The organism is Legionella drozanskii LLAP-1, assembly GCF_001467585.1.
GTDB lineage: Bacteria > Pseudomonadota > Gammaproteobacteria > Legionellales > Legionellaceae > Tatlockia > Tatlockia drozanskii.
Genome location: NZ_LNXY01000001.1, coordinates 18,057 through 43,631, shown reverse-complemented (window position 1 = coordinate 43,631; position 25,575 = coordinate 18,057). Strand labels below are relative to the sequence as shown.

Below are 25,575 nucleotides of genomic sequence, written 5' to 3'. Positions count from 1 at the left end.
AGGGGTGCGAAGAGTCCTATCTACCCCACAAAGCCTCGTCCCGCTTGCGCGGAGAGGCATCAGTAATGACAACTCTAAGAACTTAGCCTTTCTCATTCTCCACCCGTATCGTTAACACATCGCAAGGAGCTTGATGAATCACCGCATACGCTGTACTACCTAGAAAAGCAGGGACAGCTCTCGGAGTATGGCTACCGATAATTACAAGATCACAACCTAAGTTTGCTACCATAATAATAACTTGTTGCTTGACTGGTCCAACTTCGACATGCTGTTGTTCTGGAGGTATATTAAGCGCTTCGCCTAAGTACTTCATCACTGTCTCAGCATCTTCTTTAACTGGGACTGCCAACTCAGTAAATCCTAAACCTTGAGCCAGTTGATAAGTTGCTGGTGGTTCAATAACATGGAGTAGATGTAATTTAGCGTTAAATTGGGATGCAATTTTCACTGCCTGCTTGCACATATCAAAATGATTTTCGCGTAAATCAGTGGGATGTAAGATGGTGGTATACACGGTTCCCTCGCTTTATAGACTGCCCAGTTAATCTTAGTTTAGATAGGGATAAAGATAACATCAAATGAAGCAGGGTTTAAATCAAATATATTTAATTTTCAACCAAGCTTTTGGCCTAGCTGAGTAATTTCCTGTAATGGTTTAAGAACAAAATCGCGTTCATGCATTCTTGGATGAGGTATTGTGAGCTTAGCTGTGTTGATCTTCATAGAGCCATAGAGAAGAATGTCTATATCGATTGTCCTGGCTCCCCATCTTGTTTTACGGACTCGTTTTTGTTGCTGCTCAATTTTGCGACAATAGCTAAGTAATTGCTGTGGGGTTAGTCGGGTATGTAAGGCGGCTACTGTGTTGCAAAATTTGGGTTGGCCTTTTTTACCCCAAGCCGCATTATGATAAAAACTAGCTATTTGCACAAGACGAGAATGAGGCAATTTGCGTAAAGCTTCGATAGCAGATCTTAGTTGACGTTCTGGAGAGTCTAAATTACTACCCAGACCTAAATAACAAAGGATCATGGCGTAGGCTTTGATTTACGGCGTCGTCGATGTTTTGTTGGGGCCTGTGAGGTAGGTAATGAGGCAATCATATTGGCCTGTTCATCTTCAGATACTTCTTGAAAGCTTGTCCACCATTGTGCAAGTTCCATCGATTCATCGCCAGCGAGTGCTCTTAGTGCCAGAAAATCATAAGCTGCCCGAAAGCGTGGATGTTGTAATAAATTATAGGCACGACCACCATAGCGTCTTGGAAAACGAAATTGTAGTAACCACATTTCACGCATAATCTGCGTAAAACGTTTAGGAATAGTGACTACCTGATTTTGTTCTGAAATGATCAATGACATTGCCTTTTCTAGAGATGGAAGCGGATCCATACCTTCTTCCTTTTGCAAACGAAGAGCTCTGTCTTTCAATGGGAACCAAAGTAATACTGCAAATAAAAAAGCAGGTGTAACCGGTTTATTGTCACGAATGCGGGTATCCGTATTTTCTAAGGCAATACCAAGTAATGCGTTGACAGGATAATCACTGGATAATAAGAGATGCGTTTGTTCAAATAGATGAGCAAATAGACCATATTTTACTAACAGGCGTTGTACGGATTCAGCTTCACCACATTGGTAGAGTTTGGTCATTTCATCAAATAAACGAGAACTTGAGACATGTTTGATTAAATGACTTAACTTGGGCAAAGGCGCGGCTGTTGCTTCGGCAATATCAAAATGCAGCTTGGCACTAAAACGAACCGCCCTCAACATTCTTACAGGGTCTTCTTGATAACGGATCTCTGGATTCCCAATTAGCCTTATTGTTCGTTGATGAACATCCTCAAACCCTCCTGTAAAGTCAGCAATAGAAGAATCATCGATGTTGTAATAAAGTGAGTTAATGGTGAAATCGCGTCGCCATGCATCCTGATCAAGAGTGCCATAAACATTATCACGAACGAGCATGCCTTTCTCATTAGTTTGCTGATTGTCATCAATTTCATGACTATCTGAACCTCTGAAGGTAGCTACTTCAATAATTTCGCGATGGAAAATAATATGAACTAATTTGAATCGACGACCAATAATCCGAGCATTACGAAATAATTTTTTAATTTGATTGGGGGTAGCATTGGTGGCTATATCAAAATCTTTAGGGGCTTTGCCGAGTAAAAGGTCGCGTACACTGCCACCAACTAAATAAGCTTGAAATCCTGCACTATTCAGACGATTCAAAACTTTCAGGGCATTGGGACTGACATCTGTTTTTGATAAATTGTGATGGCTGCGTGGAATAATATAACTCCGATCAACTGGTGGTTGATTAGTCCTTGTTTTACGTAACAGCTTTTTAATTAACTTAATTATTATAGTCACCACTGGCTCGTAGAATGCGGCAACATTATAACGGTAATGAATATAAAAGTGAATCATTTACCTTTTGCTGTATTAGATAGACAATAGGTTCCTTTAAAATTAATACATATGTGGTCGAATGGAATTTTTAGAGATTATTTTTAGCCTTCTTGCCTTAATTATTCTTGAGATAGTTCTTGGAATAGATAACCTGGTTTTTTTATCGATTCTGACGGAAAAATTACCGCAAGAGCAGCGAAAGAATGCGCGGCGTTGGGGGTTAACTTTTGCTTGGGTAACTCGGTTGATGTTATTGGCTTCTGCGCTTGGATTATCAAAATTGACGCGTCCTTTATTTGCTATCGCTCAGTTTTCTTTTTCTGCGCGTGACATTTTTTTACTCATCGGTGGTATTTTTCTAATCGTAAAAGCGACTCAAGAAATTCACAATGAGGTAGAGGGTGATGACGCTATTGAACACGGGCAAAAACAAAGTCGTCCGATATCTTTCAAAGCCGTAGTGTTGCAAGTTGCTCTTATGGATATTATTTTCTCATTGGACAGCGTGTTAACAGCGGTGGGTTTGACTTCCAGGTTTTGGATTATGGCAACTGCGATTACGTGCGCAATTTTGGTGATGATTTATGCCAGTGAACCGGTTAGTCAATTTATCGAGGAATATCCTACGATCAAAATGCTAGCCTTGAGTTTCTTAATTCTGATTGGCACCTTATTGCTGGCAGATAGTTTCAGTTTCCATATACCACGCGCATACCTTTATTTTGCTATGGGATTTTCTTTAGGTGTCGAATCACTTAATCTTGTTAAGGATTCACGTCGTAAACGTAAGAGAAAAAAATAAATGTTAATGATAAAAGCGTTTCATATTATTGCTATGGTTGCTTGGTTTTCTGGACTTTTTTATTTACCAAGACTTTTTGTTTATCATGCAGAAACTGCGGACAAAATAAGTATCGAGCGTTTTAAAGTAATGGAGCGACGTCTTTATTACGGTATTACTTGGCCATCGGCGATTTTAACCTCATTGTTAGGTATTTTATTGCTTAATTATAATCTACCCTATTATTTAAAAGCCCCCTGGTTGCATGCCAAACTAGGTCTGGTGGTTTTATTGTGGATTTATCATTTGGCTTGTGGTCATTTTCGCAAACGTTTTGCGCAAGATAAAAACAGTAAAACGGCTGGATTTTACCGTATATTTAATGAATTACCGACCTTGTTGTTGATAGGGATTGTAGTGTTGGTGGTTGTGAAACCTTTTTGATGTTTTTTTACTAAGGTGAGACGCGGCTCGAGACGGCGTAAACGCCTCCTAGCCCAAACGGTTTGGTTGTAGATTGGGCCTTGGCCAACATTCCATCGAATGAATTTGTTAGGCCAAGGTCCAACCTACAATTTATTCAATTTCAATCATCTCAAAATCTTCTTTCCCAGCACCACAATCGGGACAGAACCAATTTTCTGGGACATCTTCCCATCGAGTTCCGGGATCAATACCATCTTCCGGCCAACCTTCGGCTTCGTCATAAATAAACCCACAGATGACACATATATATTTTTTGAACTCTTGCATTTGTTTTGCTCTAAATTTAAAGGGGCTAATTTAGCTATTGCGTGCCTGATTGTAAAGCTTAGCCTCATTATAATTTTGCCCAGGGTGGTAAATAAGGTAAAATAACTGTCTATTTAAGGCAATGGAGCAGTCATGATTAATTCTCAACAATTATTTTCCCAAGCGCAAGCTGTCATCCCGGGCGGGGTAAACTCACCGGTACGCGCGTTCAAAGGAGTAGGTGGCGAGCCTGTTTTTTTCAAACAAGGAAAAGGCGCCTACCTAATCGATGTTGATAATCGCTCTTATATTGATTATGTGGGTTCTTGGGGACCATTAATTCTCGGTCATTGCTATCCATCAGTAATCAATGCGGTAACGGAAGTATTACAAAATGGGATGAGTTTTGGTGCGCCTACCGAGTTAGAAGTCAAACTGGCGCAAAAAATTATTGCTCTCATGCCAAATATTGAAAAACTGCGCATGGTCAATTCGGGTACTGAGGCCACAATGACGGCAATACGCCTTGCACGCGGATATACCGGGAAAAATAAAATTATTAAGTTCAACGGCTGCTACCATGGACATAGTGATAGTTTACTCGTTAAAGCAGGGTCTGGTGTATTAACATTGGGCATTCCCTCAACGCCAGGTATCCCGGCAAGTATAACAGAGCATACTCTCACTGCCGATTTTAATAGCCTCGAGCAAACAGCTCGACTGTTTGAGCAATATCCCAATGACATCGCTGGCATTATTCTCGAACCTGTAGCAGGTAATATGGGTTTTGTCTTACCTAGACCTGCTTTCTTGCAAGGTCTACGCGAGCTTTGCGATGCTCATAATGCTTTACTTATCTTTGATGAAGTTATGACAGGGTTCAGAGTTGCTCTTGGTGGCGCACAAGCTCTGTTCGCTATTAAGCCAGATTTAACGACCCTAGGGAAAGTAATCGGGGGCGGTATGCCTGTTGGTGCCGTCGGAGGCAAGGCAGCGATTATGTCTCATCTTGCTCCTGAGGGACCTGTTTACCAAGCTGGAACCTTATCAGGTAATCCCTTGGCTATGGCAGCAGGCTTAGCTACTTTGACTGAATTGGAAAAGCCAGGTTTTTATGAACAACTTTCTGCCAATACCGAAGCCTTAATTAAGGGCTTAGCTGAAGTTGTGGAAACTTTTAATATTCCTTTCAATTGTGCCTCCTTGGGTGGAATGTTTGGGTTTTGCTTTAATAATAAAAAACAAGTGTATGATTACGCGGATGTTGCTACATCCGACGAAACCTTATTTAAACAATTTTTCCATGGCATGTTGCAAAAAGGAGTGTATTTTGCACCTTCAATGTATGAGGCAGGATTTGTGTCCTCCGCTCATCATCAGGAAGAACTTCGTTTAACTCATCTTGCTGCCGAATCCGTATTAGCGAGTCTATCAGGAGTTAAGGCCTAATGAAGAAATACCACGTTTATGGGGTCGGTAATGCCTTGTTAGATCGAGATGCGGTAGTCAATGATCAGCTTTTGCGAGCATTAAATATAGAAAAAAACGTCATGACGCTCACTGATGAAGCAACTCATCATCATTTAATGGACGCGTTAGCGGATTCATTTTGTCATAGTGGTTGTGGTGGTTCTGCAGCCAATACTATGATCGCCTTAAGTCAGTTTGGTGGCCAGGGTTTTTATAGTTGTAAAGTAGCTGATGATGAGGCCGGTCGTCTATTTCTTGGAGAGTTAGCCGCATTAGGTCTTGATTGTAATTTGACTTTAAAAACACTCACTCCAGGTGTGACGGGTCAATGTTTGGTTTTAGTGACAGATGATGCGCAGCGAACAATGAATACGCATTTAGGTATTTCTGAAACCTTATGCCCGGAAGTACTTGATTTAGATGCGATTGCCTCCTCAGAATATGTTTATCTGGAAGGGTATTTAGTCACATCTCCTACCGCAAGAAAGGCATTATTAACTGCTAGACAACATGCACGCTCAACGAATACAAAAGTGGCATTGACACTTTCTGATCCTAATATGGTGCGTTATTTTAAAAACGAATTACTCACGATCATTGATGGTAAAGTTGATCTTTTGTTTTGCAATGAAGAAGAAGCGCTATTATTTAGCCAAGCGGATAATTTGGAAATTGCTATTGCTCTCTTGCAGCCTTTTGCGAAACATTTGGTGGTCACCTGTGGTAGTCGAGGCGCTGTGTTAGCTATTGATAATGAGATTGTCATTATCCCAACAATACCTACACAGGCCGTTGATACGGTTGGCGCTGGGGACATGTTTGCTGGAGCGTATCTTTATGCCATAACTCATGGTTATGCTCCTCAATTAGCGATTGAGTTGGCTAATAAAGCAGCTACTGAAGTGGTTGGGCAATACGGTGCTCGTCTTTCTGATGAGAAAGTTTTAGCAATCAAGGAGCGATTTATCGCAACGAACTATAGTTTTGCCCAACAGCTTTATCGTAGGGCGAGTCAAGAACTTGAAACGATGATTGATTGAAAATTATTGGTTGGGCCAAAGTCCAACCAATAAATTGTAATCAGTTAGCTTCTATTAAATATTAGCAGTCATGTCTGGCAGATTTTCTTCCTTCTCAAAAGCTTCCTCATTAATTGCTTCTTCAGGAGGGGCTAGCAGTTTACAAAATTCCTCAATCTCATCGATTTGACAAGAATAATATAACCTATAATCCATAGGTATCTGCGCTATATAATAGATAGTTATAGCAGTAGCAAGGGCTAATGCGAGCAGTGTAATAGGTATCGCAACTTGAGGCCCTAATAGAGCCAAAGTGAGAAGTCCTGTATATACTGGTATTGCTGGAATGTGAGCTAGGCTAATTATATCTAAGTATATAAAACCAAGTGCATGTAGTTTGGAATTTATTTTACTTCTTACAACGACACTTAAATTCGCCACTAAATCTTTAAGCTCAACATACTTTTTTTCATCAAAAATAGCTTCTTGTGCAGTATCCAAAATTTTTTCGAATTGTTCAATTTCTATGAATTTATCCATTCCTGTTGCAAAATGAAAAGATCTTAATTCTTCAATGCTTTGCAGAAATTTTTTGCCTTTTTCAACAAAATCTTGCCTTCTTTTAGCTGGTAATTTCCATGCAACATTTTTTTTTGGTTTAAAAAGTCCTGAGTAACCAGATTTTGGAGCTAAAGACAGGGCCGTTTCAAATGAATTTTTCACTTCTTTCCAACTCATAAATTTCCTCACATAATATCAAGATCGCAATTTTAATAGCTTATTACTATGAGGTTGACGGATCTTTAACAAAGGGCAAAATAATCATCATATATCGTGATTATTTTGATCAAAAAGGTTTTTCATTATACATAAGGAGCAAATTAAAATACAGATTTAATCCCACCAGTTAGTTGTTTGCGGCAAAAATACAAAGCGCTACTTTTTGTGCCATCAGTGCTTCCTCATCGCCGCGAATAACTAAAACGGGTTTATCTGATTTGGAAATCTTATGGCAGGTTTCTTTGCTATGGGCTAAGTTTAATTCCGTATCCAGCTTAAACCCTAAATGATGCAAAGCCGCGATGATTTTTTCTCGTATTAATGAGGCATTTTCACCCACTCCGCCAGTAAACACTAAGGCATCTAAATCGGGTAGTTGACTATAATAAGCGCCGATTATTTTTTGAATAGCATAAACATACATATCAATTGCCAGTTGAGCTGATTCATCATCTGCTAAGGCGCGGCTAAGAAGTCTACGCATGTCATTTTCATTAGCAATTCCTTTCAGACCACTATGCTTATTTAATAGATTATCTACGTCTTCAGGACTTAGTCCTTGTTGTTGAAGATAAATTGTAATCGCTGGATCAATGTCTCCGCAACGAGTACCCATAATAAGCCCAGCTAAAGGCGTCATGCCCATTGAAGTATCTATTGATTGACCATTTTTAATTAAACAAGCAGAGGCACCATTCCCTAAATGAAGGGTTATTAAATTACAAGATGATAATGGTTTATTTAAAAAAAGAGCTGCTTGTCTGGCGACATATTCATGATTAATGCCATGAAATCCATAGCGTTGAATTTGATATTTCATTGCCACTTCAGCATTGATCGCATACTGACGTGCGCGCATCGGCATTGTATGATGGAAACCGCTATCAAAAATGGCTACATGGATTGCCTCTGGATAATATTGCCTAGCAAATTGAATTCCTTCAGCATTAATTGGATTATGAATGGGTGCTAGTTTGGATAGTGCACGAATATTTTCTAAAACCTCGTCGTTAATAATAGTTGGTTCAAAATAGTGTTTGCCGCCATGGACTACCCTATGACCGACACCATGAATGGGGTAATTTTCGAGATCAATTTTAAGCTGCTTGGCTAAGGCGGCATACGCTTTTTCGTGTGTTTTAAAGTGATGGCTCTGTGTTTCTTTGCTTGTTTTTGTGTGATGCCAGGCACCTTCGGACTCTCCGATGCCTTCAATTAACCCTGAAACCAAAGGTGAAAGTTGCTGATTGATGATTTGGTAGGCTTTGTATTTGATGGAGGAACTCCCAGCATTCAGGGTCAGTATATTCATTATTTGTCTCCTTGTGCCTGAATGGCTGTGACTAAAATGGTGTTAATAATATCTTCAGGAGTACAGCCGCGGCTCAAATCATTGACCGGTTTGTTTAAACCAAGTAAAACGGGGCCAATTGCAAGCGCACCGCTCTCGCGCTGGACTGCTTTATAAGTATTATTTCCAGTATTTAAATCTGGAAATATAAGCACATTGGCATCACCAGCAAGTTTCGAATTAGGCAATTTTTTAGCTGCAACTTGAGAATCCACTGCTGCATCATACTGAATAGGACCTTCTGCTAATAAATTGGGTTGAAGCTGTTTGACAAGGTCCATTGCTTTTGCGACTTTTTCGACACTTTCACCTTTACCCGAATCACCGGATGAATAAGATAAAAGGGCAACTTTAGGCTCTATTCCTAAGTTTTTAGCAATCTGGGCCGCTTGAATGGTAATTTCGGCAAGCGTTTTACTATCTGGCTCAGGATTGATAGCACAATCGCCGTAAATGAGTACCCGCGCTGGCATACACATAATAAAAATAGATGAAACTTTGGTTACTCCGGGCTTGGTTTTAATAATTTCTAAGGCAGGCCTGACTGTATCTGCGGTAGTGTGAGTGGCTCCTGAAACCATTCCATCGGCATCGCCACAATACACCATCATGGCTGCAAAATAATTCACATCATTCATCCGTTCCAAAGCGATGGGTAAGTTAATATTTTTGTGTTGTCTTAGCGTGTAGTATTGTTTTGCGTAGCTTTCTTTTTTTTCTGATTTCTCAACATCAATAATACTGACCCCGACAAGTTCTAAATCTAAGCGTTTGGCCTGAAGTTGAATTTTTTCTAATTTTCCCAACAAAGTAATGTTGACTATGCCACGTTTTAATAAATAGTCCGCTGCGGTTAATATCCGAGGATCGCTGCCTTCTGGAAGAATAATATGCTGTTTATTTTGTTTCGCTTTATTGATTAACTCATACAAAAATACCGCTGGGCTTAATTGTGGTTTATAGGAAGTATCGCTGAGTAATTTCATTAAGGGTTTAGTGAAATAGGGGCGCATCGCTTCTAATGCTATATTTACTCGCTCAGGTTCGGATTTACTTAAACCGTATTTTGCAGAAAAGAGGGTTGTGGCGGTGTCATAGGTTTTAAGCTTTGTTAGCAATACAGGAAAAGGATGTTCCAGGCCAGCAATAATTTCGCTAATGATAGGTCCTGGGTGCTCACCGTTGGTTAAAACAAGACCGGCAATTTTAGGGTAGTAGGCGGATTGATCTGCGAGTAAAGAACCTAATAAAATGTCAATTCGGTCATCGGGAGTAATAATGAGCATTCCACCTCTGTCTAAACTTGTCTCTAAAAAATTACCTACTGTTTTAGCGGCAATTGAATACTGTCTAACCGAACGATGCAGTTCCAACTTACCAAACAAAACCTCAGCTTGTAATTTTTTTGCAATATCGCTCATAGTGGGGTGAGCTAACTGCTCAAATTCAGGAATAATTACTAAAAAAGGTAACTTCGAAAAATGCTTATGAAACAGATTAGTTGCCTCATTTTCATCAATATTTTCCACTTGATTAATAATAGCGCCTACCACTCGAGTATGCGTTTTTTTGCTTACTTCAAAAGCAGTGTTTAATACAGAAAGAGTATGCTCCAGCGTTCTATTTTTAGCTGAGACAACGAGAACAACTTCACAATTCAATTGATAAGCGAGGGTTAAGTTGAATTGATATTCAAAAACGTCGTTATCACTTTCAAAATCAGTACCTTCAAAATAAGTAAAGGTATCGGTTTTATCCGTTTTGGTCGCCTCAAGCACCCCAGCAACTAAATCATCCGGCTGTGTGCGCATCAACGATATTGCTTGGCTAACATTCATGAGGGGACTAAGCTTTTGCTGGGCAATATCTTCCAGCAAAGGAACTTGGGATTCATCCGATTCAGAAAATAATTTGAAACAACGCAATGATTTTCGCTGTTCTTTTATAATTGATAGAAAGCCTAGTGAAACAAAAGACTTACCGGGACGTTTTTCTATACCTGTTAAATAAATTTTGTTATGCATGGTAGGGGTCCCCAAATCGGCTTGATTTTGTTTTCATGCAAATTGAGTATACTCAAGTATATAGCCGAAAACTTCTAAAATGGGTTAAAGCGGTCTTCCTGATTAACGAAGGTCTAGGATAAGAAACCTTAGCTATTGAGTGTTCTTCCTGCAAACTCCATCGCAAGAAGCAGTCTATCTTAAAAATTGTCATCTTGCCATATTAATAGCCAAAAATACTTTAAAGAGTGTGAATTTTCGTGCGAAATGTAAAGATATTTCAGGCTTTTGTAAAAGATTGCTCAGAGGCTTAAAGGGGCATAGACAGCAATGAAAAATTGCATGTAATATTTCTTCTCAACTCTAATAGTAAAAACTGAACTGACGACAATGTGAACTAAGTGTAGGTTGGACCTCGCTCAACATTCCACGAATGCAGAGGTTATTTCTCTGCTCTAATGAGATTTATTGGCCAAGGCTAGCCTACAATGCAATCCTGCAACAATGCCCGCTCGCAATGAAGATCTGTAAGAGGCCGCTTATAATGTCAATAGTTGAAAACAACCATGAATTAAGAATAGGTTTACCGCAAGGGACCATATCTTTGTTTTTCATACAAACGTTTTCTATCTTAAGTTTTAGCGTCTTCTATTCCACCTTAGCTTTATTCATTACCAATAAATTAGGCTTATCTATTCAGTCAGCAAATAGCATTACCGGCATATTTTTGGCAGCTAATTTCGCCTTGCATTTATTAGGAGGATATTGGGGGGGGCGATTTTTGTCCTATCGCGCACTCTTTTGTTTAGGCATGTGTGTGCAAATTATTGGATGTATTTTATTGGCGACAGTGGAGGAGGCTTATTTTTATTATGGGTTAGCTACTTTTTTAGCGGGCTGTGGTTTAAATGTGACCTGCATCAATTGCATGCTAACTCAGCGATTCCAGCCAAAGGACAACCAACGAGAAACTGCATTTTTATGGAATTATTCGTCAATGAATTTTGGACTTTTTATCGGTTTCAGTTTGAGCGGATATTTTCAGTTGCTACAGGATTACCATAGACTTTTCTTATTTTGCAGCCTTGGGAATTTAATTGCTTTATTTTTATGCCTTTATTTTTGGCCTGTGTTAGCTGATCAAAATACCTCTTATTCTCGGTTAAAAAAATCGGTTCAACGACGGTTTTCTCTTTATAGTATGGGGCTAATACTTACTCTACCTTTATTGCTTATACCACTACTTCATTTTGCTAATTGGGCTAATAAATTAGTTTTACTAATCGGTTTCCTAATGCTTGTTACTATCATTTGTCTTGCCTTTCAACAGACAACCCGGGATGCGCGTGAAAAAATGTTTGCCTTTGCAGGGCTAATGGTAGTTGGTACCGTGTTTTGGACACTCTATTTAATTGGCCCTATGGGTTTAACTCATTTTATAGCGCACAATGTTGAACGACATTGGTTGATGTTAACGATTCCTCCTCAGTGGTTTCAAAATATTAATACCCTCTGCATCGTGATTGGCGGCCCTAGTTTAGGTTTTTTACTGAATCGGATGCGCTCTTGGGGAATTAAAATTAATATACCAACTCAATTTGTATGCGCTTTATTATTTATCGGTTTAGCATTTTTAGTGCTACCCATTGGGATTGCTAGAGCTGATTCATCAGGAATGGTTTCTCCTGGCTGGATTATAGCTAGTTTTATTTTACAAAGTGCGGGCGAGCTTCTCATCTCTCCGATTGGTTACGCAATGATTGGTGCAGTGGCACCTCCCTCACTGCAAGGCGTTATGATGGGGATGTGGATGTTAGGAATGGGTGTGGGAGCCGCATTATCAAGTTATAGTTCGAATTGGATGACGGCTGGAGGAAACAGTATTTCACCTTTAATTACTAATCCGAGTTATAGCTCTGTTTTTCTAAAACTTGGCGCATTAGCTATTGTATCGTCGTTAATACTTTTAATAGTTGTACCAAAACTTAAAAAATGGATGAATCATCAGTCAGATGTGGAGAAAGAAAACGATTTAAGATCAACCATGGATTCCGTTATAATATCGCAGGAGTAGGTTTTGTCAGAACGGTTAATTGTTAGCCTACACAAAGATTGAATTTTGCTAAATATGGCTCAACCTACATACAAATGAGTAATTGTTCGTGAGTAATCCTTTTGTACCGATAGAAACAGCGAATTTGCAATGGCGTGATGGTCTACCGTTTTCTCAAGCCTTTGCTGATATTTATTTTTCCAAAGAAAATGGTTTGGCTGAAACACGACATGTCTTTATCGATGGTAATAAGCTGATAGAGCGTTGGCAAAATTTATCCAATGAATCTTTTTTAATTGCGGAAACAGGGTTTGGTTTGGGGCTCAATTTTTTATTAACTTGGTCCTTGTGGCTAGAACATGCCCCCAAGACTGCGCGCCTGCATTTTTTCAGTTGTGAAAAATATCCTTTGACTAAAGAAGAATTAGAGCGTTGTTTAAATTTATGGCCGGAATTAAAAGAGCAAGCAAACCAACTCATCGAGAGTTATCCTGTTCTGACTCCTGGATTTCATCATTTACAGTTTGAACAAGGGCGGATTAATTTAACCCTAATGTTAGGTGATGCTACGACTTGTTATAAGCACCAGCTTATTTGTGGCGACATAGAACTTGAACAACAGTTGAGAACCAATTACATCGATGCTTGGTTTTTGGATGGTTTTGCGCCTGCTAAAAATCCAGAAATGTGGTCAACAGATTTGCTACAAATCATTGCACTTCTCTCAAAACCAGGAACCACCTTAGCCACTTTCTCTGCGGCTGCCGCGGTGAAAAATAATTTACAAACCGTGGGCTTTCAAGTGGAAAAAATAAAAGGATTTGGTGCGAAGCGAGCTATGGTGATTGCTCAATTCCAAAAGGCGCTATGCGCTAATAAAAAATTACGTTCAACACCCTGGCACTCAGCCCGTCACTCACCAGCGGCAAACAAAACGGCAATTGTTCTTGGTGCCGGTCTTGCCGGTTGTTATACCGCTCATGCTTTAGCAAAAAGGGGGTGGCAGGTTAATTTAATTGATGCGAGCGACCGTGTTGGGCAGGGAGCTTCCGGTAATAGACAAGCGGTTTTATATCCCAAATTATCAGCCTATCGCTCACCCTTGACTCAATTTATGCTTACTGCTTTTTTGTTTGCTAGCCGTGAATATCAGCAATTATTAAAAAACCAGTCCATTGGTCAATTATCAGGATTATTGCAATTTGCTTTCAATGAAAGAGAGCGAGCAGCTCAAGAGAGTTTAAGTTCGTGGTTAGCTGCCTATCCAGAGCTGGGTATGCTGGTTGATGCGCAGCAAGCCTCGTCAATAACGGGCATCGAATTAGCTGCTGGGGGCTTGTTAATCCCCAAATCAGGATGGATAGATTCTCAAGCATTATGTCAACTCCTCCATAAAACCCCGGGCATCCATTGGATTCCAAATACTTTCGTGCCAGAATTAATTTTTAAAGAAGGGAAATGGCAGGCCGGCGAATCCTCTGCGGAAATTTTAGTCATTGCTAATGGTTATCAAGCAAAACAATTTATGCAAACTAATCATTTGCCCCTTAAAACCATTCGTGGGCAAATGACGATGATAGCGAGCAATAAGCACAGCGCCAAATTAAAAATCCCCTTATGTGCGGATGGCCATGTTTTGCCTGAACAGGAGGGGATGCATGCGATTGGTGCAAGTTATCAATTAGAATCGGTAAACAAAGAGATTGATTTTGCTGATGATCTCGCTAATCTAAATAAATTAACCAAAATACCGGCGGCAATACCCTGGGCCGATGAAATAAAAAATAATTGGGCAGGGATAAGAGCGGCAACAACCGATTATATGCCTTTAGTGGGTGCCGTGCCTGACTCAGAATTGTTTTCATCTCGCTTTTCATCGTTGGCCAGTAATTCTAAACGATGGATTTCAGAACCAGGACTCTATCTTCCTGGATTATTTCTTTGTGCTGGTTTTGGCTCTAGAGGATTAACGACTATCCCTTTGTGTGCCGAATGGTTGGCCGCGCATATTAATAATGATCCCAATTTTATAACAACTTCTATGACACAATCCCTATCACCGGCGCGGTTTTTGCTTAAAGCAATCATTAAAAATTTAAAATAATTGTTTTAACTAATCTTCATTTTCATGTTCTATACTTTATAACTGAATAGTAAAGGGAGTTATTATGGAATTTTCAAAGGCAAACTTAGATTCGGTTCTTAATGGCTGCTCATTAGCACTGGCCGAGTTGAATCAAATGGACTCAAACAAATTAACAACCAACTTATCAATGATTTTAAGAGATTTTTCTTATTCATTTAAACGGGCTAAAGTTAAATTTCTGCCGATGTCAATTGAGCTGGCGGATGATGAGTTGTCAGAAATTGAATGGACGGGAATAAGATCAGCTGTTCAAAAAACATCTATGGATTTTGTGCGAATATTATGAGGTTCGTATGAAGCACCGGCTTCATACGAATTAGTTAGCATATTTGTTCATTTTTTATTCGACAACACTGCTATAACTGACTAAAAGAAAGGCTTGCTTATCCCTGCTGAGATCGTTACTCTTGCCAACCATGAATTTACTTGATGAGGTCAGCTGTGGATAGCATTGAAATTTTTCAAATTGATGCTTTCTCTGATAAAGTGTTTTACGGCAATCCAGCTGCTGTATGTTTATTAAGTGAATGGCTCAATGATGAACTAATGCAGGCAATAGCGGTCGAAAATAATTTATCGGAAACAGCTTTTGTTATTGAAGATGAACAACACAATTTTCATATTCGATGGTTCACACCGAAAGGAGAGATCAGTTTATGCGGGCATGCAACCTTAGCAGCTGGATTTGCTCTGCATGAATTAGGCAAAAGCAAAGCTGATACGGTTAGTTTTTCCAGTCTCAGTGGCCAACTTTCGGTCAAGAAAAAATCGAATCGTTATACTTTAGATTTCCCCAGACTCTCCTATATGTTGAGCCCTAATCCCGAACTGATAGCGGGGTTGATTGATAAACCTTGCCTCGATATTTATGAAAGTGATTTGGATTATCTTATTTTACTTGCCGACGAAAACAAAGTCTTGAGTGCTCAAGTTGATCTCAAGGCCCTCGTTAAATTACCCAAGCGCGGACTTATTTTAACCTCTAGCTCCAGTGAGGCTGATTTCTATTCACGCTGCTTTTATCCAAAACATAATATCGCAGAAGATCCTGTTACAGGTTCGGCGCATTGCGTACTTGCCCCATTTTGGTCTGAGCGTCTTAACAAAAAAGTATTACATGCCATACAAGGATCTTTCCGGAAAGGAGAAGTTCATTGTGAAGTTCTTAATGACCGAATTTATCTTTCAGGACACTGTAAATGGTATCTGAAAGGGCATTTGGTGATTTGAGAAACTCTCAGATTTAAAGTGTTTTAAAATTTTTGATGCAAGATTTAAATTCTTGTTCTATGCTGAAATAACCTGAGCATTGCAGCTTAGGTTACTTTCTTATAACAAACCAAGGATAGTCATTATGATGAACGCATGGAACAGTGTTATTTTCATGAAAACTAATAAATCATGGGATGATTTAAGCAAGATGTCTAAATGGGACGGCGTCGAAAAAATGTGGTCTACCACAGGTGATTGGGATTGGTGCATAAAACTTGATTCCAAAATGTCTACCCCAGAAAAAACAGAAGAATTTGTAACTCGCATGCGTGATGGCCACTGGGCTACTGAAACTAAAACAAATTGGTGGAAAGAAGTTTCTGCTAAATAAGACTATCTATTTATTAACCTCTTGTCGCTCAATGTGTCAAGAGGTTAATAAAGTTGCTACTGTAATAACTTCAATCAAAGTTGTTGAAACTTGTCCACGATTACTCATGAAACATTTCCCCACCTATTACCAAAAAGTTTAATCAAAAAAAGCTCCCCAGGAAAAGTTTTGCGTGGCATTATATAGCTTTGAAAGATTAACTAATTTATCGTGTGACGAACTTTGAAGTTGTCACTGAATGAGAGCATGATAAAAATGCCACTCATTATCAAGGAGTTGAATCTAATGTCCCATTCTGCAGGTAAGCATTTTCGTACTTTAGTCAAAGATAATTCACCATTACAGGTTGTGGGGACGATTAATGCCTACTCTGCAATGCTTGCGGAGTCAGTCGGATGTAAAGCCATCTATCTGTCGGGAGCAGGTGTTGCGAATGCATCCTATGGATTGCCTGATTTGGGCATGACTAGTTTGACCGAAGTACTAGAGGATGCAAAGCGTATTACGCAAGCCTGCTCTCTGCCACTTTTAGTGGATGTAGATACAGGGTGGGGTCATGCCTTTAATATCGCCAGGACTGTGAAGTTAATGGAGTGCACGGGTGTTGCTGCAATTCATATTGAAGATCAGGTTCTAGCAAAACGTTGTGGTCATCGTCCCAATAAAGCCATAGTTTCCATGCAGGAAATAGGGGATCGAATAAAAACAGCTGTGGATGCGCGAACGGATCATGATTTTGTAATCATGGCGCGTACCGATGCTTATGCTGTAGAAGGAATGAGTGCAGCAATAGAGCGAGCACAACTTTGTGTGGAACTGGGTGCTGACATGATTTTTCCTGAAGCCATGACGACCCTCGACGAATATGAAGAATTTAGTCGACATCTCGACGTCCCTATCTTGGCAAACATCACCGAGTTTGGCAAAACTCCTTTATTTACTCGAGAAGAGCTCGCCAAAGTAGGTGTGCAGCTTGTTTTATATCCTCTTAGTGCCTTCAGAGCGATGTCCTACGCAGCCTTGTCTGTTTATAAAGCAATTAATGAGCAAGGCACGCAAAAAAATATGATTGATAAAATGCAAACAAGGAATGAATTATACGAGGTACTTGGTTATCACGATTATGAAAAAAAACTAGACCAATTAATGGAGGGTGAGGATGGTCAATAAATCAGCAGGAGGTTTGGCTGGGGTAGTTGCTGGGCAATCAGCCATAGCTACTGTAGGTCATGAAGGGGAAGGTTTAAACTATCGAGGGTATTCCATTGATGATTTAGCTGAGTATGCAACGTTTGAAGAAGTCGCCTATTTGTTGCATTACGGTCATCTGCCAACGCGGTCTGAGCTTGATACATATACTGATAAACTGATCAGTTTACGGCATTTGCCAAGTGCATTAAAAACAGTACTAAAATTAATACCCAAAAACACCCATCCCATGGATGTGTTACGTACTGGCTGTTCTATGTTAGGAACCCTCGAACCAGAAGAAAATTTTGCGCAGCAATATAATATAGCTGATCGCTTACTAGCCTTATTTCCAGGAATGATGTGCTATTGGTATGCCTACCATTTTCAAGGAAAAGAAATTAGTGGGGAAAGTGATGAAGCAACAATAGGCGGGCATGTTCTGAGCCTTTTACATGACAGAAAACCTTCCGAACTTGAACGTCATATGATGAATGTATCGCTTATTCTTTATGCAGAGCATGAGTTTAATGCTTCAACATTTGCTGCTCGCGTTACTGCAGCAACACTCTCTGATTTTTATTCTGCTGTGACGACTGCAATAGGAACTTTGCGGGGACCTTTGCATGGGGGAGCCAATGAAGCGGCTATGGAATTACTAGAAAAATTCAAGAGCCCCGACGAAGCTGAGCGTATTTTAATGGATATGTTGGCTAAAAAAGAAAAAATTATGGGTTTTGGTCATCGCGTATACAAGGATTGTGATCCACGCTCCGACATTATTAAAGACTGGTCACATAAACTGGCTGAAGCTAAACATGACATGCTGCTTTTTCAAGTTTCGGAACGCGTAGAGGCGGTGATGCGTCGTGAGAAAAAACTATTTCCTAACCTTGATTTCTATAGTGCCTCGGCCTATCACTATTCTGGCATCCCAACTCATTTATTTACACCCCTATTTGTTATGTCAAGAATAACTGGTTGGTCTGCACATATTTTTGAACAGCGAGCGGACAATCGTTTGATTAGACCAAGCTCAGAATATATTGGTCCTGATCCAAGAAAATTTATTCCTATCGAAGCGAGAGGTTAGTATGCATTCCTTTGTAGAAGACAATGTTAAGCCCGATTATGACCCTGTCATTTCGGGCATTGCTGATTATGTTTTAAATACAGAAATAACTAGCGCTGAAGCTTATGAGACCGCAAGACTTTGCTTAATGGATACCCTGGGATGTGGAATGTTAGCCCTCAATTTTCCTGAGTGCACCAAACTATTAGGGCCAGTTGTCCCTGGCGCTATATTAGCAGAGGGTGCGCGAGTTCCAGGCACAGATTATGAGCTTGATCCAGTACAGGCGGCATTTAATATTGGTACGATGGTAAGATGGCTTGATTTTAATGATACTTGGCTAGCCGCTGAATGGGGGCATCCTTCCGATAATTTAGGGGCGATTCTAGCTGTAGCCGATTATATGAGCCGTAAAAATTTAAAAGAAGAAAGACCTGCGATCACAATGCAAGAAGTTCTCACAGCGATGATTAAAGCACATGAAATTCAAGGCTGTTTAGCCCTTGAAAACAGCTTTAACCGCGTTGGTTTAGATCATGTTATTTTAGTGAAAGTTGCAAGCGCCGCCGCCGCTGCTTCTTTATTTGGTGCTGATAGAGATATGATGCTACGTACTTTGTCCCAAGTATTTGTTGATGGACAAAGTTTGAGAACTTATCGTCACGCTCCTAATGCAGGATCCCGTAAATCCTGGGCTGCAGGTGATGCAACTTCTCGAGCAGTACGATTGGCTCTTATTGCTGCAAAAGGGGAGATGGGTTATCCCAGTGCCTTGAGTGCTCCGAAATGGGGATTTTATGATGTACTCTTTGGTGGCAAAGCGTTTAAGTTCCAAAGACCATACGGTAGCTATGTCATGGAAAACGTGCTGTTTAAATTGTCTTTCCCTGCGGAGTTTCATGCCCAAACGGCGGTTGAATGCGCTGTTTCTTTACACCCCCTGATCGAAGAGCGATTTAATGACATTGCCCGAATTGAATTGGTAACTCATGAGTCAGCTATTCGCATTATTAGTAAGCAAGGTACACTGCATAATCCGGCCGATCGCGACCATTGCTTGCAGTATATGGTTGCTATAGCGCTCTTGCATGGTGATTTGCGTGCCGAACATTATGAAGATGAAGCGGCTTCTGATCCACGCATCGACCAACTTCGTGAAAAAATGTATGTCAGTGAAAATCCACAATTTTCGCGTGATTATCATGATCCAGACAAGCGGTCTATCGCGAATAGTATGAAGTTGGTTTTCAAAGATGGCAGCCAATCAAATTTAATCACTGTAGAGTATCCAATTGGTCACAAACGCCGTCGCGAGGAAGGAATACCCGTATTGCTTGAAAAATTCAAGCGTAATTTAGCGACAAGGTATGACTCTGAGCGTGTGGACGAAATTCTCGAAGCAATGAGTGACACCAATTCTTTATCAGCTATGTCAGTCGTTGATTTTATGGCTCTTTGGGAGATTAGAACGACTGAGAAAATGTAGCCAGCGCTCAAGCGAATCTCCGCGGCTTTGACCGCGAGGTTCACGGATCTTGATCACAAAGGCTTTCTAGCTCTATTAAAATGGACCCCGTGGTTCAAGCCACGGGGATTCGCCAGGTTGGGCCCTGGCCTAACGTTGATCCTGGCCATTGCCACATTTAATTTTTTCCTAAAACGGCATCTAACAGTGAGAGATAATTATCCTCTTGCTGATAGTTTTTATGAAAATAGCGATTAATGAATAAAGTTAACGCAGCTTCTTTTGTTTTTGGTGGCTCGTGCGTTTGGATTTCTAATGCTAAGGCTAACACAGCATGAATTATTGCCATTTGTTCCACAATCGCTTTAATTCTTAAGGTCTGCTCGGCGGCATTTAATTCTTTCATAGCTTTTATAGCGTGGCTGAGCTCATGAATTTTTTCTTTGATGAGTGATTTTTCTTGAAAACGATCGGTGAGCTTATTCATTAATTGTTTCAAATGCTCAAGAAATAATTGGTCAACCTGAAATTTCTCAATATCTCTTAAAGTTTGCATCCATAAAGTAAAATGGGTGCCTTCCCAATTTTCGCAAACAATGCAATCCCTCAGCAAGCGTGGCAAGGATGAAAAGGTTTCAATGGTACCATTGCCGGCTAAAATATCGAGGCAATGATGAATGTTTTCAACAGACCGTTTCGCAGTGAAGTATTTATTTAAGTTGGCTAAGGTCCGTATAAGTAGCTGTTTGGCCTTGGACTTTTCCTTGGTAGGATAGGTATCAAGCTCGTCTTGACAAAATGCCATATAAAAAATACTAGCGATCATCGCTGTATTTTCTGCTTTGATATGTGCCAGTGTTTCTTTTACCAGCGGATAATCAATAATCTTGTGATGAAACGCTTGTCGATTAACTGAGTAATAATAAGCTAGTTGGTAAGCGCGTCGAGCCATACCTAAGACGGAGAATGCATTAAAAATGCGGGATAGATGTAAGACATTTTCTAAAGCAAGATGGATTCCTTGACGCAGCTCTCCGATAGGATAGCCGACTGCGTCTTGAAACTCAATTTCCGCTGTTGCCATGGAGCGAGTGCCGATTTTCTGCTTTAAGCGTCTTATGTTGTAATGATTAGGTTTGCCATCGGACAATCGATTAGGGATCAAGAAAAGGCCTAGTCCTTTTGTACCGCTTAGCGATTGATCATAACGAGCTGTCGCTAAAATTAAATCGGCATTTGCATTAGAGCAGAACCATTTTTCCCCGCGAATTCGCCATTGCTGATGCTTGTCTTGGTAAGCCTGCGTTGCATTAGCACCCACGTCAGAGCCGCCTTGAATTTCTGTCAAAAATTGGGCACCAGTATAATTATTGCTGAAAGAGGGTTGTGTTAATTTATCTAAATAAAATGGAGTTGTTTCCTCTGATTCACAATGATTTTTTAAAATGCGAATTAGACCGGCGGAGCAAGCAATAGGGCAGTTATGTCCTGCTTCCCCAGCATGTGATGAAAGAATAAATAGACTCAAAGTTTTCTGCATTTGCCCTGGCTTAAGGAGATAATGCATCAGGTCAGAGCCATAAATGATATCCCCAGCAGAGATGTAGGAAGGATGATGAATCACTCGATCATCACGTTCACCAATTGCATTATAATGATCAACTTTTGGGAGATTAATATCGAGAGTATTTTCCATCACCAAAGGTTCAAGTTGATTGGCTACCTGATGAGAAAAATTTCGTAATTGGCGGAGGAATTCGGGCTGTTGATCATAATAGCAAAGATAGCTATGCATTAAATTGGAATTTTCCTCTAAGATGCAGTCCTTGAGTTGCTGATTCCAATTTTTGAGGTAGCTTCTAGTTTGTTGATATTCTTTATCCTCGCTCATCCCTGTCTCCCTGGTTAGGATAGCAAAATCAATTTTAAAATTTTCTTCTAATCCCTGCGGTGGACAAGATTTTTGTAGCAATCTCCTCGATAGAATACATTGTTGAATTCAGATAAGGAATATTTTCACATCGATACATGGCTTCAACTTCCGATACTTCTAGCCGACATTGTTCCGCAGAGGCATATTTACTGTTAGGTCGACGCTCGGTCCGTATATTCTGTAATCGCTCTGGATCTATTGTTAATCCAAATAACTTGCTTTTATAAGGTTTTAAAATATCGGGTAAACGGAAACTCTTCAGATCTTCTTCTGTAAAAGGATAGTTGGCGGCAAGTACGCCAAAATGGAGGGCCATGTATAAGCAGCTTGGTGTTTTTCCACAACGTGAGACGCCAATTAAAATAATATCTGCTTTTTCATAACCACGAATTTTAATGCCATCATCATGCGACATTGCATAGTCTACCGCTTCAATGCGATGAGTATAAGTTTGTTGATTGGCTACCCCATGTGTCTTTCCTACCGTGTAGGATGATTTAGCCTTAAGCTCGACCTCCAAAGGTCCTAAAAACACATTAAAAAGGTCAAAAACGTGCGCCTTAGCTTGATTAATTGTATGAGCGATGTCTGGATTAATTAAGGTCATAAAAATGAGCGGCTTAATTCCTGTTTCGTCATAACACGCATTGATGTGTTTCACGGTTGATTCCGCTTTTTCTATGGTATCAATATAAGGAAGGGTAAGTTTATCAAATTCAATACTTTCAAATTGAGTAATCAAACTATTACCAAGATTTTCAGCGGTAATTCCCGTACCATCTGAAATCATGAAAACATTTCGTTTCATTTATAAGCCTCTAAAAAACATTGGTTCTGACTGAAATTTTAATGGATTAATTCCCAAGCTGCTAGGCGTTAAATAAATTCTTTATTATTTAAAGGAGTTAGTGTTTTAATCGTTAAAAAGATAGTCCCAGCATTACTTGGCAAGTCCAATAGCTTCTGCTATGTTGATATTATATAAGGTAAAAAGATATTCAGTATAATATCTATGTTTAATCAAATAGATATAAATGCACTAGATAATGCACACTAGTGTTCCAAGCCGTGTGGATTCAAGGGCTTTGCAGTAATTAATCCAGGATAAAATTGATATGGAGCAAGATCGGTTTCAACAAAATAGCAAGCTTTTTATTTTAGGTCTTGTTTGTTTACTGGCCTGTTTGAGCTTGTTTGGATTTGGTTTTTACATTTTGCCTTATCTTTTATGGAATTGGAATTATGACGTTCCTGAGTTCGTTCTTAGTATGCGGGAATGGTATAAGGAGTCCTACAATTTTAGTGACTCAGGCTCAGCCTGGATGGTTTTTCTCACTTTTATCGTTCCAGCCATAATCACTGGGCTGATATCTCAATACTCATCCAATCATATTGATAATGAGATATATCATTTGAATGAAAACAAAGAAGAACGACGTACTGAATTAAAACGAGATGTTCAAGAAACACTTGGATTTGGACTTAAAATTTTCTTTCTGATTATTCTGGTTTTAGTTGCTGTTACCTTAGTTGAGTGGTTGGTTGCTCCCCCGACTATCTAAAGGAGTTTTTATGTTTCTGAAGCGTTTTAAAATTAAGAGGTTAACGAAAAAAATAAAATCGATGCAACACAATCGTGTTCATAATCAACCAAAAGATGAGGTAATCGCTAAAGAAATAGCTCTTTATCATGAGCTAGCGGATACTTATAAATCATTGGTGGGTCATAAGTCTTATCCCTATGCCTCCATAATGTCGAGTGCTTGTTTACGTGCTGCGGCAGCTATAGATGATGCAAAGGCGCAATATCAAATTGGCAAAAAATTGTTGGAAGAAGCCAAATTTCGTGAGCAACTTCAGCAAGACGGACTTTTTGCAAGCTCCAGCAATGAGCGCCAAGCTTATCAGCTTTTTGAAGAGGCTTTGGTTTATTTACAATCCGCTGAAAAATTAGGTCATGCGGAAGCAAGGCGTCTACACGGTCTTTGTTATATTAATGGCTGGGGAGTCACTGCGGATAAAGATAAAGGCTTTGAATTGGTGGTTGAAAGCATCGAACAAGAGAATAGCTGGGATAAAGTTCCGCAAATTTTTGCTGAAATTGGTTTGAACAAGCCAGAGTTTTTCTCTGCTCTGACTAAACGTAGGAAAAGTGCTTAAGAGAGTCGTTAGCGATATCTCGTTTATCTAGCGATTTTCTGAGCAGGAAAACAGTTTAACCCCGAGCTTTCGCGGAAGGTACAGATTTACCCCGCGGAGGTTAAGCTTTGGCCCAACAAATTCATTACACTCGTTTCACAATCGTATTCGATGGAATATGGGGCTAAGCCCTGAGGTAAGGGCTAAAGCCCAATCAATACAACGATGACTCAATAATTATTAGTAATCTTACTCGTAAAATGCTCAGAAGTAATATTTTGAATCTGCCCCCTGATTTTTTTGACTCTAGATTCCAACTCTTCTATTTTATTGGCGGTTGCTGAGGCCCCTTTTTCACCAACAAAGAAAAAATGGTTACCATGGACGTTTTGCTTTAAATAATCAGGGGTTTCATCAATCAAATGTGCCAATTTCGACCATTGTTCTGGCGTTAATTTATTTAAGTCATTGCCTTTAAGATAATGGCTATAAATCATTTCTGTTCTTATAAAATTCCAAGCTGCAGGGTCAATAAGTGAGATTTTGGCTGTGGTGGGCGAGTCATCTTCGATGAGTGCAATCCAAGGCGTGTCAGCAAAATTAAAAACTCCGCCATCTTTTAGCGTTTGTTGCACATTTTTTATTAGTTGACCGTTTTGGTAATTATAACCTTCGGCCGCAATGGCAGCTGGTATATGGCCTATGAATTGTGATAAATAAATAGACTGAGGAATTATAATATGCCGATTATAATGATCTTGCTCATCCAAGAGTTGAGTAAATACAGGAAACAAAGCAGTCCGATCAGCTAAATGATTCGTTCGCATGGTTTTAGTTTCATAAGGACCAGATTGCATCACATAAGGAAGTGGAGGAACGGCTGCTAAACCAATAAATAATTCCAGTTTGAGCCTACGTTTTTTAGCTGCTGATGCGACAGTTTGCTCTATTGAACCTCCCATACTCCATCCTAGGATAATGATGTTGTTGCTTAATTTATTTTCCTTGATGATTTTCTGAGCAATTTCTATAACTTGCTCACCCCAATCTTGAATTGTAAAATTTGGGTAAATTTGAGAGTAAACAGGATTCTCCAGCGGATAGGAAACACCTAGGAATGAATAGCCTTTTCTATTTAACCAATAACTCAAAAAGTCTTGTTTTTTACCATTGGGATAGCCATAAGAAATCCGTGCTAGATGAGAGTCTCCAGGAATAAAAATAACCAGAGGTTTGGACGGGTTCCCTTTGGAAAAATAAACCAGCGTTTGCGCATTTGCTGCGTCCATTAACTTTTCGCCAGGATAGAGAGCCGAATTAGCCACTAAAGAAAATATTAAGGAGGAGATAAATAAGTAAAACTTAGTGATACTCATCGTTTACCTTTTATTTTATTCCATTTCGTGAGTCTAGCAGA

At 39.7% G+C, this 25,575-nt stretch carries 24 protein-coding genes; 14 read left to right on the top strand and 10 right to left on the bottom strand.

Translation table 11 applies throughout. The annotated features are described in order from the left end of the window. Window positions 1-82 precede the first annotated feature (82 nt). The 3 genes from Ldro_RS00215 to pcnB form a co-directional block, all read right to left on the bottom strand. Window positions 83-517, bottom strand: coding sequence for a universal stress protein (locus tag Ldro_RS00215; RefSeq protein ID WP_058494409.1), 435 nt, complete (start codon window positions 515-517; stop codon window positions 83-85). Window positions 518-615: 98 nt separating this feature from the next. Continuing rightward, window positions 616-1,035: a 2-amino-4-hydroxy-6-hydroxymethyldihydropteridine diphosphokinase gene (folK, locus tag Ldro_RS00210; RefSeq protein WP_058494408.1), complete on the bottom strand. Its 420-nt coding sequence runs from the start codon at window positions 1,033-1,035 to the stop codon at window positions 616-618. Continuing rightward, window positions 1,032-2,354, bottom strand: a complete 1,323-nt coding sequence (gene pcnB, locus Ldro_RS00205) for a polynucleotide adenylyltransferase PcnB (RefSeq protein WP_238583937.1) — start codon at window positions 2,352-2,354, stop codon at window positions 1,032-1,034. Before pcnB ends, folK begins: the two co-directional genes overlap by 4 nt. A 148-nt stretch (window positions 2,355-2,502) precedes the next feature. Between pcnB and Ldro_RS00200 the strand changes: the two genes are divergently transcribed. Continuing rightward, window positions 2,503-3,225, top strand: a complete 723-nt coding sequence (locus Ldro_RS00200; RefSeq protein WP_058494406.1) for a TerC family protein — start codon at window positions 2,503-2,505, stop codon at window positions 3,223-3,225. Beyond that, entirely contained in the window at window positions 3,226-3,648 is a 423-nt protein-coding gene (gene hemJ / locus Ldro_RS00195; RefSeq protein WP_058494405.1) for a protoporphyrinogen oxidase HemJ, read from the top strand. Window positions 3,649-3,780: 132 nt separating this feature from the next. Here hemJ and Ldro_RS00190 read toward each other — a convergent pair whose 3' ends face one another. Continuing rightward, window positions 3,781-3,957, bottom strand: coding sequence for a rubredoxin (locus tag Ldro_RS00190; protein WP_058494404.1), 177 nt, complete (start codon window positions 3,955-3,957; stop codon window positions 3,781-3,783). Window positions 3,958-4,089: 132 nt separating this feature from the next. On the opposite strand from Ldro_RS00190, the gene hemL reads away from it, so the two are divergent. Then, on the top strand, window positions 4,090-5,385 hold the full coding sequence (hemL, locus tag Ldro_RS00185; protein ID WP_058494403.1) for a glutamate-1-semialdehyde 2,1-aminomutase: 1,296 nt from the start codon (window positions 4,090-4,092) through the stop codon (window positions 5,383-5,385). Further along, entirely contained in the window at window positions 5,385-6,446 is a 1,062-nt protein-coding gene (locus Ldro_RS00180; RefSeq protein WP_065235868.1) for an adenosine kinase, read from the top strand. Before hemL ends, Ldro_RS00180 begins: the two co-directional genes overlap by 1 nt. Window positions 6,447-6,500: 54 nt before the next feature. Here the strand turns inward: Ldro_RS00180 and Ldro_RS00175 are convergent, their stop codons facing one another. The 3 genes from Ldro_RS00175 to pta all read right to left on the bottom strand — a co-directional run bounded on the left by Ldro_RS00175 (window position 6,501) and on the right by pta (window position 10,580). Next, a complete protein-coding gene (locus tag Ldro_RS00175) occupies window positions 6,501-7,163 on the bottom strand; it encodes a hypothetical protein (RefSeq protein WP_058494402.1) in 663 nt (220 codons plus the stop codon). Window positions 7,164-7,332: 169 nt separating this feature from the next. Then, entirely contained in the window at window positions 7,333-8,517 is a 1,185-nt protein-coding gene (locus Ldro_RS00170) for an acetate/propionate family kinase (RefSeq protein ID WP_058494401.1), read from the bottom strand. Then, a complete protein-coding gene (gene pta / locus Ldro_RS00165; RefSeq protein WP_058494400.1) occupies window positions 8,517-10,580 on the bottom strand; it encodes a phosphate acetyltransferase in 2,064 nt (687 codons plus the stop codon). The genes Ldro_RS00170 and pta overlap by 1 nt, the downstream gene beginning before the upstream one ends. Window positions 10,581-11,103: 523 nt before the next feature. Here pta and Ldro_RS00160 point away from each other — a divergent pair. The 8 genes from Ldro_RS00160 to Ldro_RS00125 all read left to right on the top strand — a co-directional run bounded on the left by Ldro_RS00160 (window position 11,104) and on the right by Ldro_RS00125 (window position 20,107). Then, the gene (locus Ldro_RS00160; protein WP_058494399.1) at window positions 11,104-12,633 is read left to right on the top strand and encodes a peptide MFS transporter; all 1,530 of its coding nucleotides are present in this window, start codon (window positions 11,104-11,106) and stop codon (window positions 12,631-12,633) included. Window positions 12,634-12,721: 88 nt separating this feature from the next. Further along, entirely contained in the window at window positions 12,722-14,716 is a 1,995-nt protein-coding gene (gene mnmC / locus Ldro_RS00155) for a bifunctional tRNA (5-methylaminomethyl-2-thiouridine)(34)-methyltransferase MnmC2/FAD-dependent 5-carboxymethylaminomethyl-2-thiouridine(34) oxidoreductase MnmC1 (protein WP_058494398.1), read from the top strand. A gap of 64 nt (window positions 14,717-14,780) precedes the next feature. Then, window positions 14,781-15,044: a hypothetical protein gene (locus tag Ldro_RS00150; RefSeq protein WP_058494397.1), complete on the top strand. Its 264-nt coding sequence runs from the start codon at window positions 14,781-14,783 to the stop codon at window positions 15,042-15,044. Window positions 15,045-15,199: 155 nt separating this feature from the next. Further along, on the top strand, window positions 15,200-15,988 hold the full coding sequence (locus tag Ldro_RS00145; RefSeq protein ID WP_058494575.1) for a PhzF family phenazine biosynthesis protein: 789 nt from the start codon (window positions 15,200-15,202) through the stop codon (window positions 15,986-15,988). A gap of 127 nt (window positions 15,989-16,115) precedes the next feature. Continuing rightward, entirely contained in the window at window positions 16,116-16,361 is a 246-nt protein-coding gene (locus Ldro_RS00140) for a hypothetical protein (protein WP_058494574.1), read from the top strand. Window positions 16,362-16,646: 285 nt separating this feature from the next. After that, window positions 16,647-17,531: a methylisocitrate lyase gene (prpB, locus tag Ldro_RS00135; RefSeq protein ID WP_058494396.1), complete on the top strand. Its 885-nt coding sequence runs from the start codon at window positions 16,647-16,649 to the stop codon at window positions 17,529-17,531. Continuing rightward, on the top strand, window positions 17,521-18,642 hold the full coding sequence (prpC, locus tag Ldro_RS00130; protein WP_058494395.1) for a bifunctional 2-methylcitrate synthase/citrate synthase: 1,122 nt from the start codon (window positions 17,521-17,523) through the stop codon (window positions 18,640-18,642). The genes prpB and prpC overlap by 11 nt, the downstream gene beginning before the upstream one ends. 1 nt (window position 18,643) lies before the next feature. Continuing rightward, window positions 18,644-20,107 (top strand): bifunctional 2-methylcitrate dehydratase/aconitate hydratase, encoded by a 1,464-nt coding sequence (locus tag Ldro_RS00125; RefSeq protein ID WP_058494394.1) that lies wholly within the window; start codon window positions 18,644-18,646, stop codon window positions 20,105-20,107. 157 nt (window positions 20,108-20,264) lie between these two features. Here the strand turns inward: Ldro_RS00125 and Ldro_RS00120 are convergent, their stop codons facing one another. Both Ldro_RS00120 and ppsR read right to left on the bottom strand, forming a co-directional pair. Next, on the bottom strand, window positions 20,265-21,977 hold the full coding sequence (locus tag Ldro_RS00120) for an acyl-CoA dehydrogenase family protein (protein WP_058494393.1): 1,713 nt from the start codon (window positions 21,975-21,977) through the stop codon (window positions 20,265-20,267). A gap of 34 nt (window positions 21,978-22,011) precedes the next feature. After that, window positions 22,012-22,827 carry a posphoenolpyruvate synthetase regulatory kinase/phosphorylase PpsR gene (ppsR, locus tag Ldro_RS00115; RefSeq protein WP_058494392.1) on the bottom strand — a complete coding sequence of 272 codons (816 nt, stop codon included), beginning with the start codon at window positions 22,825-22,827 and terminating at the stop codon, window positions 22,012-22,014. Between the two features lie 307 nt (window positions 22,828-23,134). Between ppsR and Ldro_RS00110 the strand changes: the two genes are divergently transcribed. Together Ldro_RS00110 and Ldro_RS00105 are read left to right on the top strand one after the other, a co-directional pair. Beyond that, window positions 23,135-23,581 carry a hypothetical protein gene (locus Ldro_RS00110; RefSeq protein ID WP_058494391.1) on the top strand — a complete coding sequence of 149 codons (447 nt, stop codon included), beginning with the start codon at window positions 23,135-23,137 and terminating at the stop codon, window positions 23,579-23,581. 10 nt (window positions 23,582-23,591) lie between these two features. Further along, on the top strand, window positions 23,592-24,179 hold the full coding sequence (locus tag Ldro_RS00105; RefSeq protein WP_058494390.1) for an SEL1-like repeat protein: 588 nt from the start codon (window positions 23,592-23,594) through the stop codon (window positions 24,177-24,179). Between the two features lie 209 nt (window positions 24,180-24,388). On the opposite strand, the gene Ldro_RS00100 is transcribed toward Ldro_RS00105, so the two are convergent. After that, window positions 24,389-25,534 carry an alpha/beta hydrolase gene (locus Ldro_RS00100; RefSeq protein WP_058494389.1) on the bottom strand — a complete coding sequence of 382 codons (1,146 nt, stop codon included), beginning with the start codon at window positions 25,532-25,534 and terminating at the stop codon, window positions 24,389-24,391. Window positions 25,535-25,575 lie beyond the last annotated feature (41 nt).

What these genes read in the sequence shown, in the direction of transcription:
- Ldro_RS00110 (WP_058494391.1), top strand. Translation starts at nt 23,135, where the DNA reads ATGGAGCAAGATCGGTTTCAACAAAATAGCAAGCTTTTTATTTTAGGT.
- hemL (WP_058494403.1), top strand. Translation starts at nt 4,090, where the DNA reads ATGATTAATTCTCAACAATTATTTTCCCAAGCGCAAGCTGTCATCCCG.
- Ldro_RS00200 (WP_058494406.1), top strand. Translation starts at nt 2,503, where the DNA reads ATGGAATTTTTAGAGATTATTTTTAGCCTTCTTGCCTTAATTATTCTT.
- Ldro_RS00125 (WP_058494394.1), top strand. Translation starts at nt 18,644, where the DNA reads ATGCATTCCTTTGTAGAAGACAATGTTAAGCCCGATTATGACCCTGTC.
- pta (WP_058494400.1), bottom strand. Translation starts at nt 10,580, where the DNA reads ATGCATAACAAAATTTATTTAACAGGTATAGAAAAACGTCCCGGTAAG.
- Ldro_RS00150 (WP_058494397.1), top strand. Translation starts at nt 14,781, where the DNA reads ATGGAATTTTCAAAGGCAAACTTAGATTCGGTTCTTAATGGCTGCTCA.
- folK (WP_058494408.1), bottom strand. Translation starts at nt 1,035, where the DNA reads ATGATCCTTTGTTATTTAGGTCTGGGTAGTAATTTAGACTCTCCAGAA.
- Ldro_RS00175 (WP_058494402.1), bottom strand. Translation starts at nt 7,163, where the DNA reads ATGAGTTGGAAAGAAGTGAAAAATTCATTTGAAACGGCCCTGTCTTTA.
- hemJ (WP_058494405.1), top strand. Translation starts at nt 3,226, where the DNA reads ATGTTAATGATAAAAGCGTTTCATATTATTGCTATGGTTGCTTGGTTT.
- Ldro_RS00180 (WP_065235868.1), top strand. Translation starts at nt 5,385, where the DNA reads ATGAAGAAATACCACGTTTATGGGGTCGGTAATGCCTTGTTAGATCGA.
- Ldro_RS00190 (WP_058494404.1), bottom strand. Translation starts at nt 3,957, where the DNA reads ATGCAAGAGTTCAAAAAATATATATGTGTCATCTGTGGGTTTATTTAT.
- Ldro_RS00160 (WP_058494399.1), top strand. Translation starts at nt 11,104, where the DNA reads ATGTCAATAGTTGAAAACAACCATGAATTAAGAATAGGTTTACCGCAA.
- Ldro_RS00100 (WP_058494389.1), bottom strand. Translation starts at nt 25,534, where the DNA reads ATGAGTATCACTAAGTTTTACTTATTTATCTCCTCCTTAATATTTTCT.
- Ldro_RS00140 (WP_058494574.1), top strand. Translation starts at nt 16,116, where the DNA reads ATGAACGCATGGAACAGTGTTATTTTCATGAAAACTAATAAATCATGG.
- Ldro_RS00105 (WP_058494390.1), top strand. Translation starts at nt 23,592, where the DNA reads ATGTTTCTGAAGCGTTTTAAAATTAAGAGGTTAACGAAAAAAATAAAA.
- prpC (WP_058494395.1), top strand. Translation starts at nt 17,521, where the DNA reads ATGGTCAATAAATCAGCAGGAGGTTTGGCTGGGGTAGTTGCTGGGCAA.
- Ldro_RS00120 (WP_058494393.1), bottom strand. Translation starts at nt 21,977, where the DNA reads ATGAGCGAGGATAAAGAATATCAACAAACTAGAAGCTACCTCAAAAAT.
- prpB (WP_058494396.1), top strand. Translation starts at nt 16,647, where the DNA reads ATGTCCCATTCTGCAGGTAAGCATTTTCGTACTTTAGTCAAAGATAAT.
- Ldro_RS00170 (WP_058494401.1), bottom strand. Translation starts at nt 8,517, where the DNA reads ATGAATATACTGACCCTGAATGCTGGGAGTTCCTCCATCAAATACAAA.
- ppsR (WP_058494392.1), bottom strand. Translation starts at nt 22,827, where the DNA reads ATGAAACGAAATGTTTTCATGATTTCAGATGGTACGGGAATTACCGCT.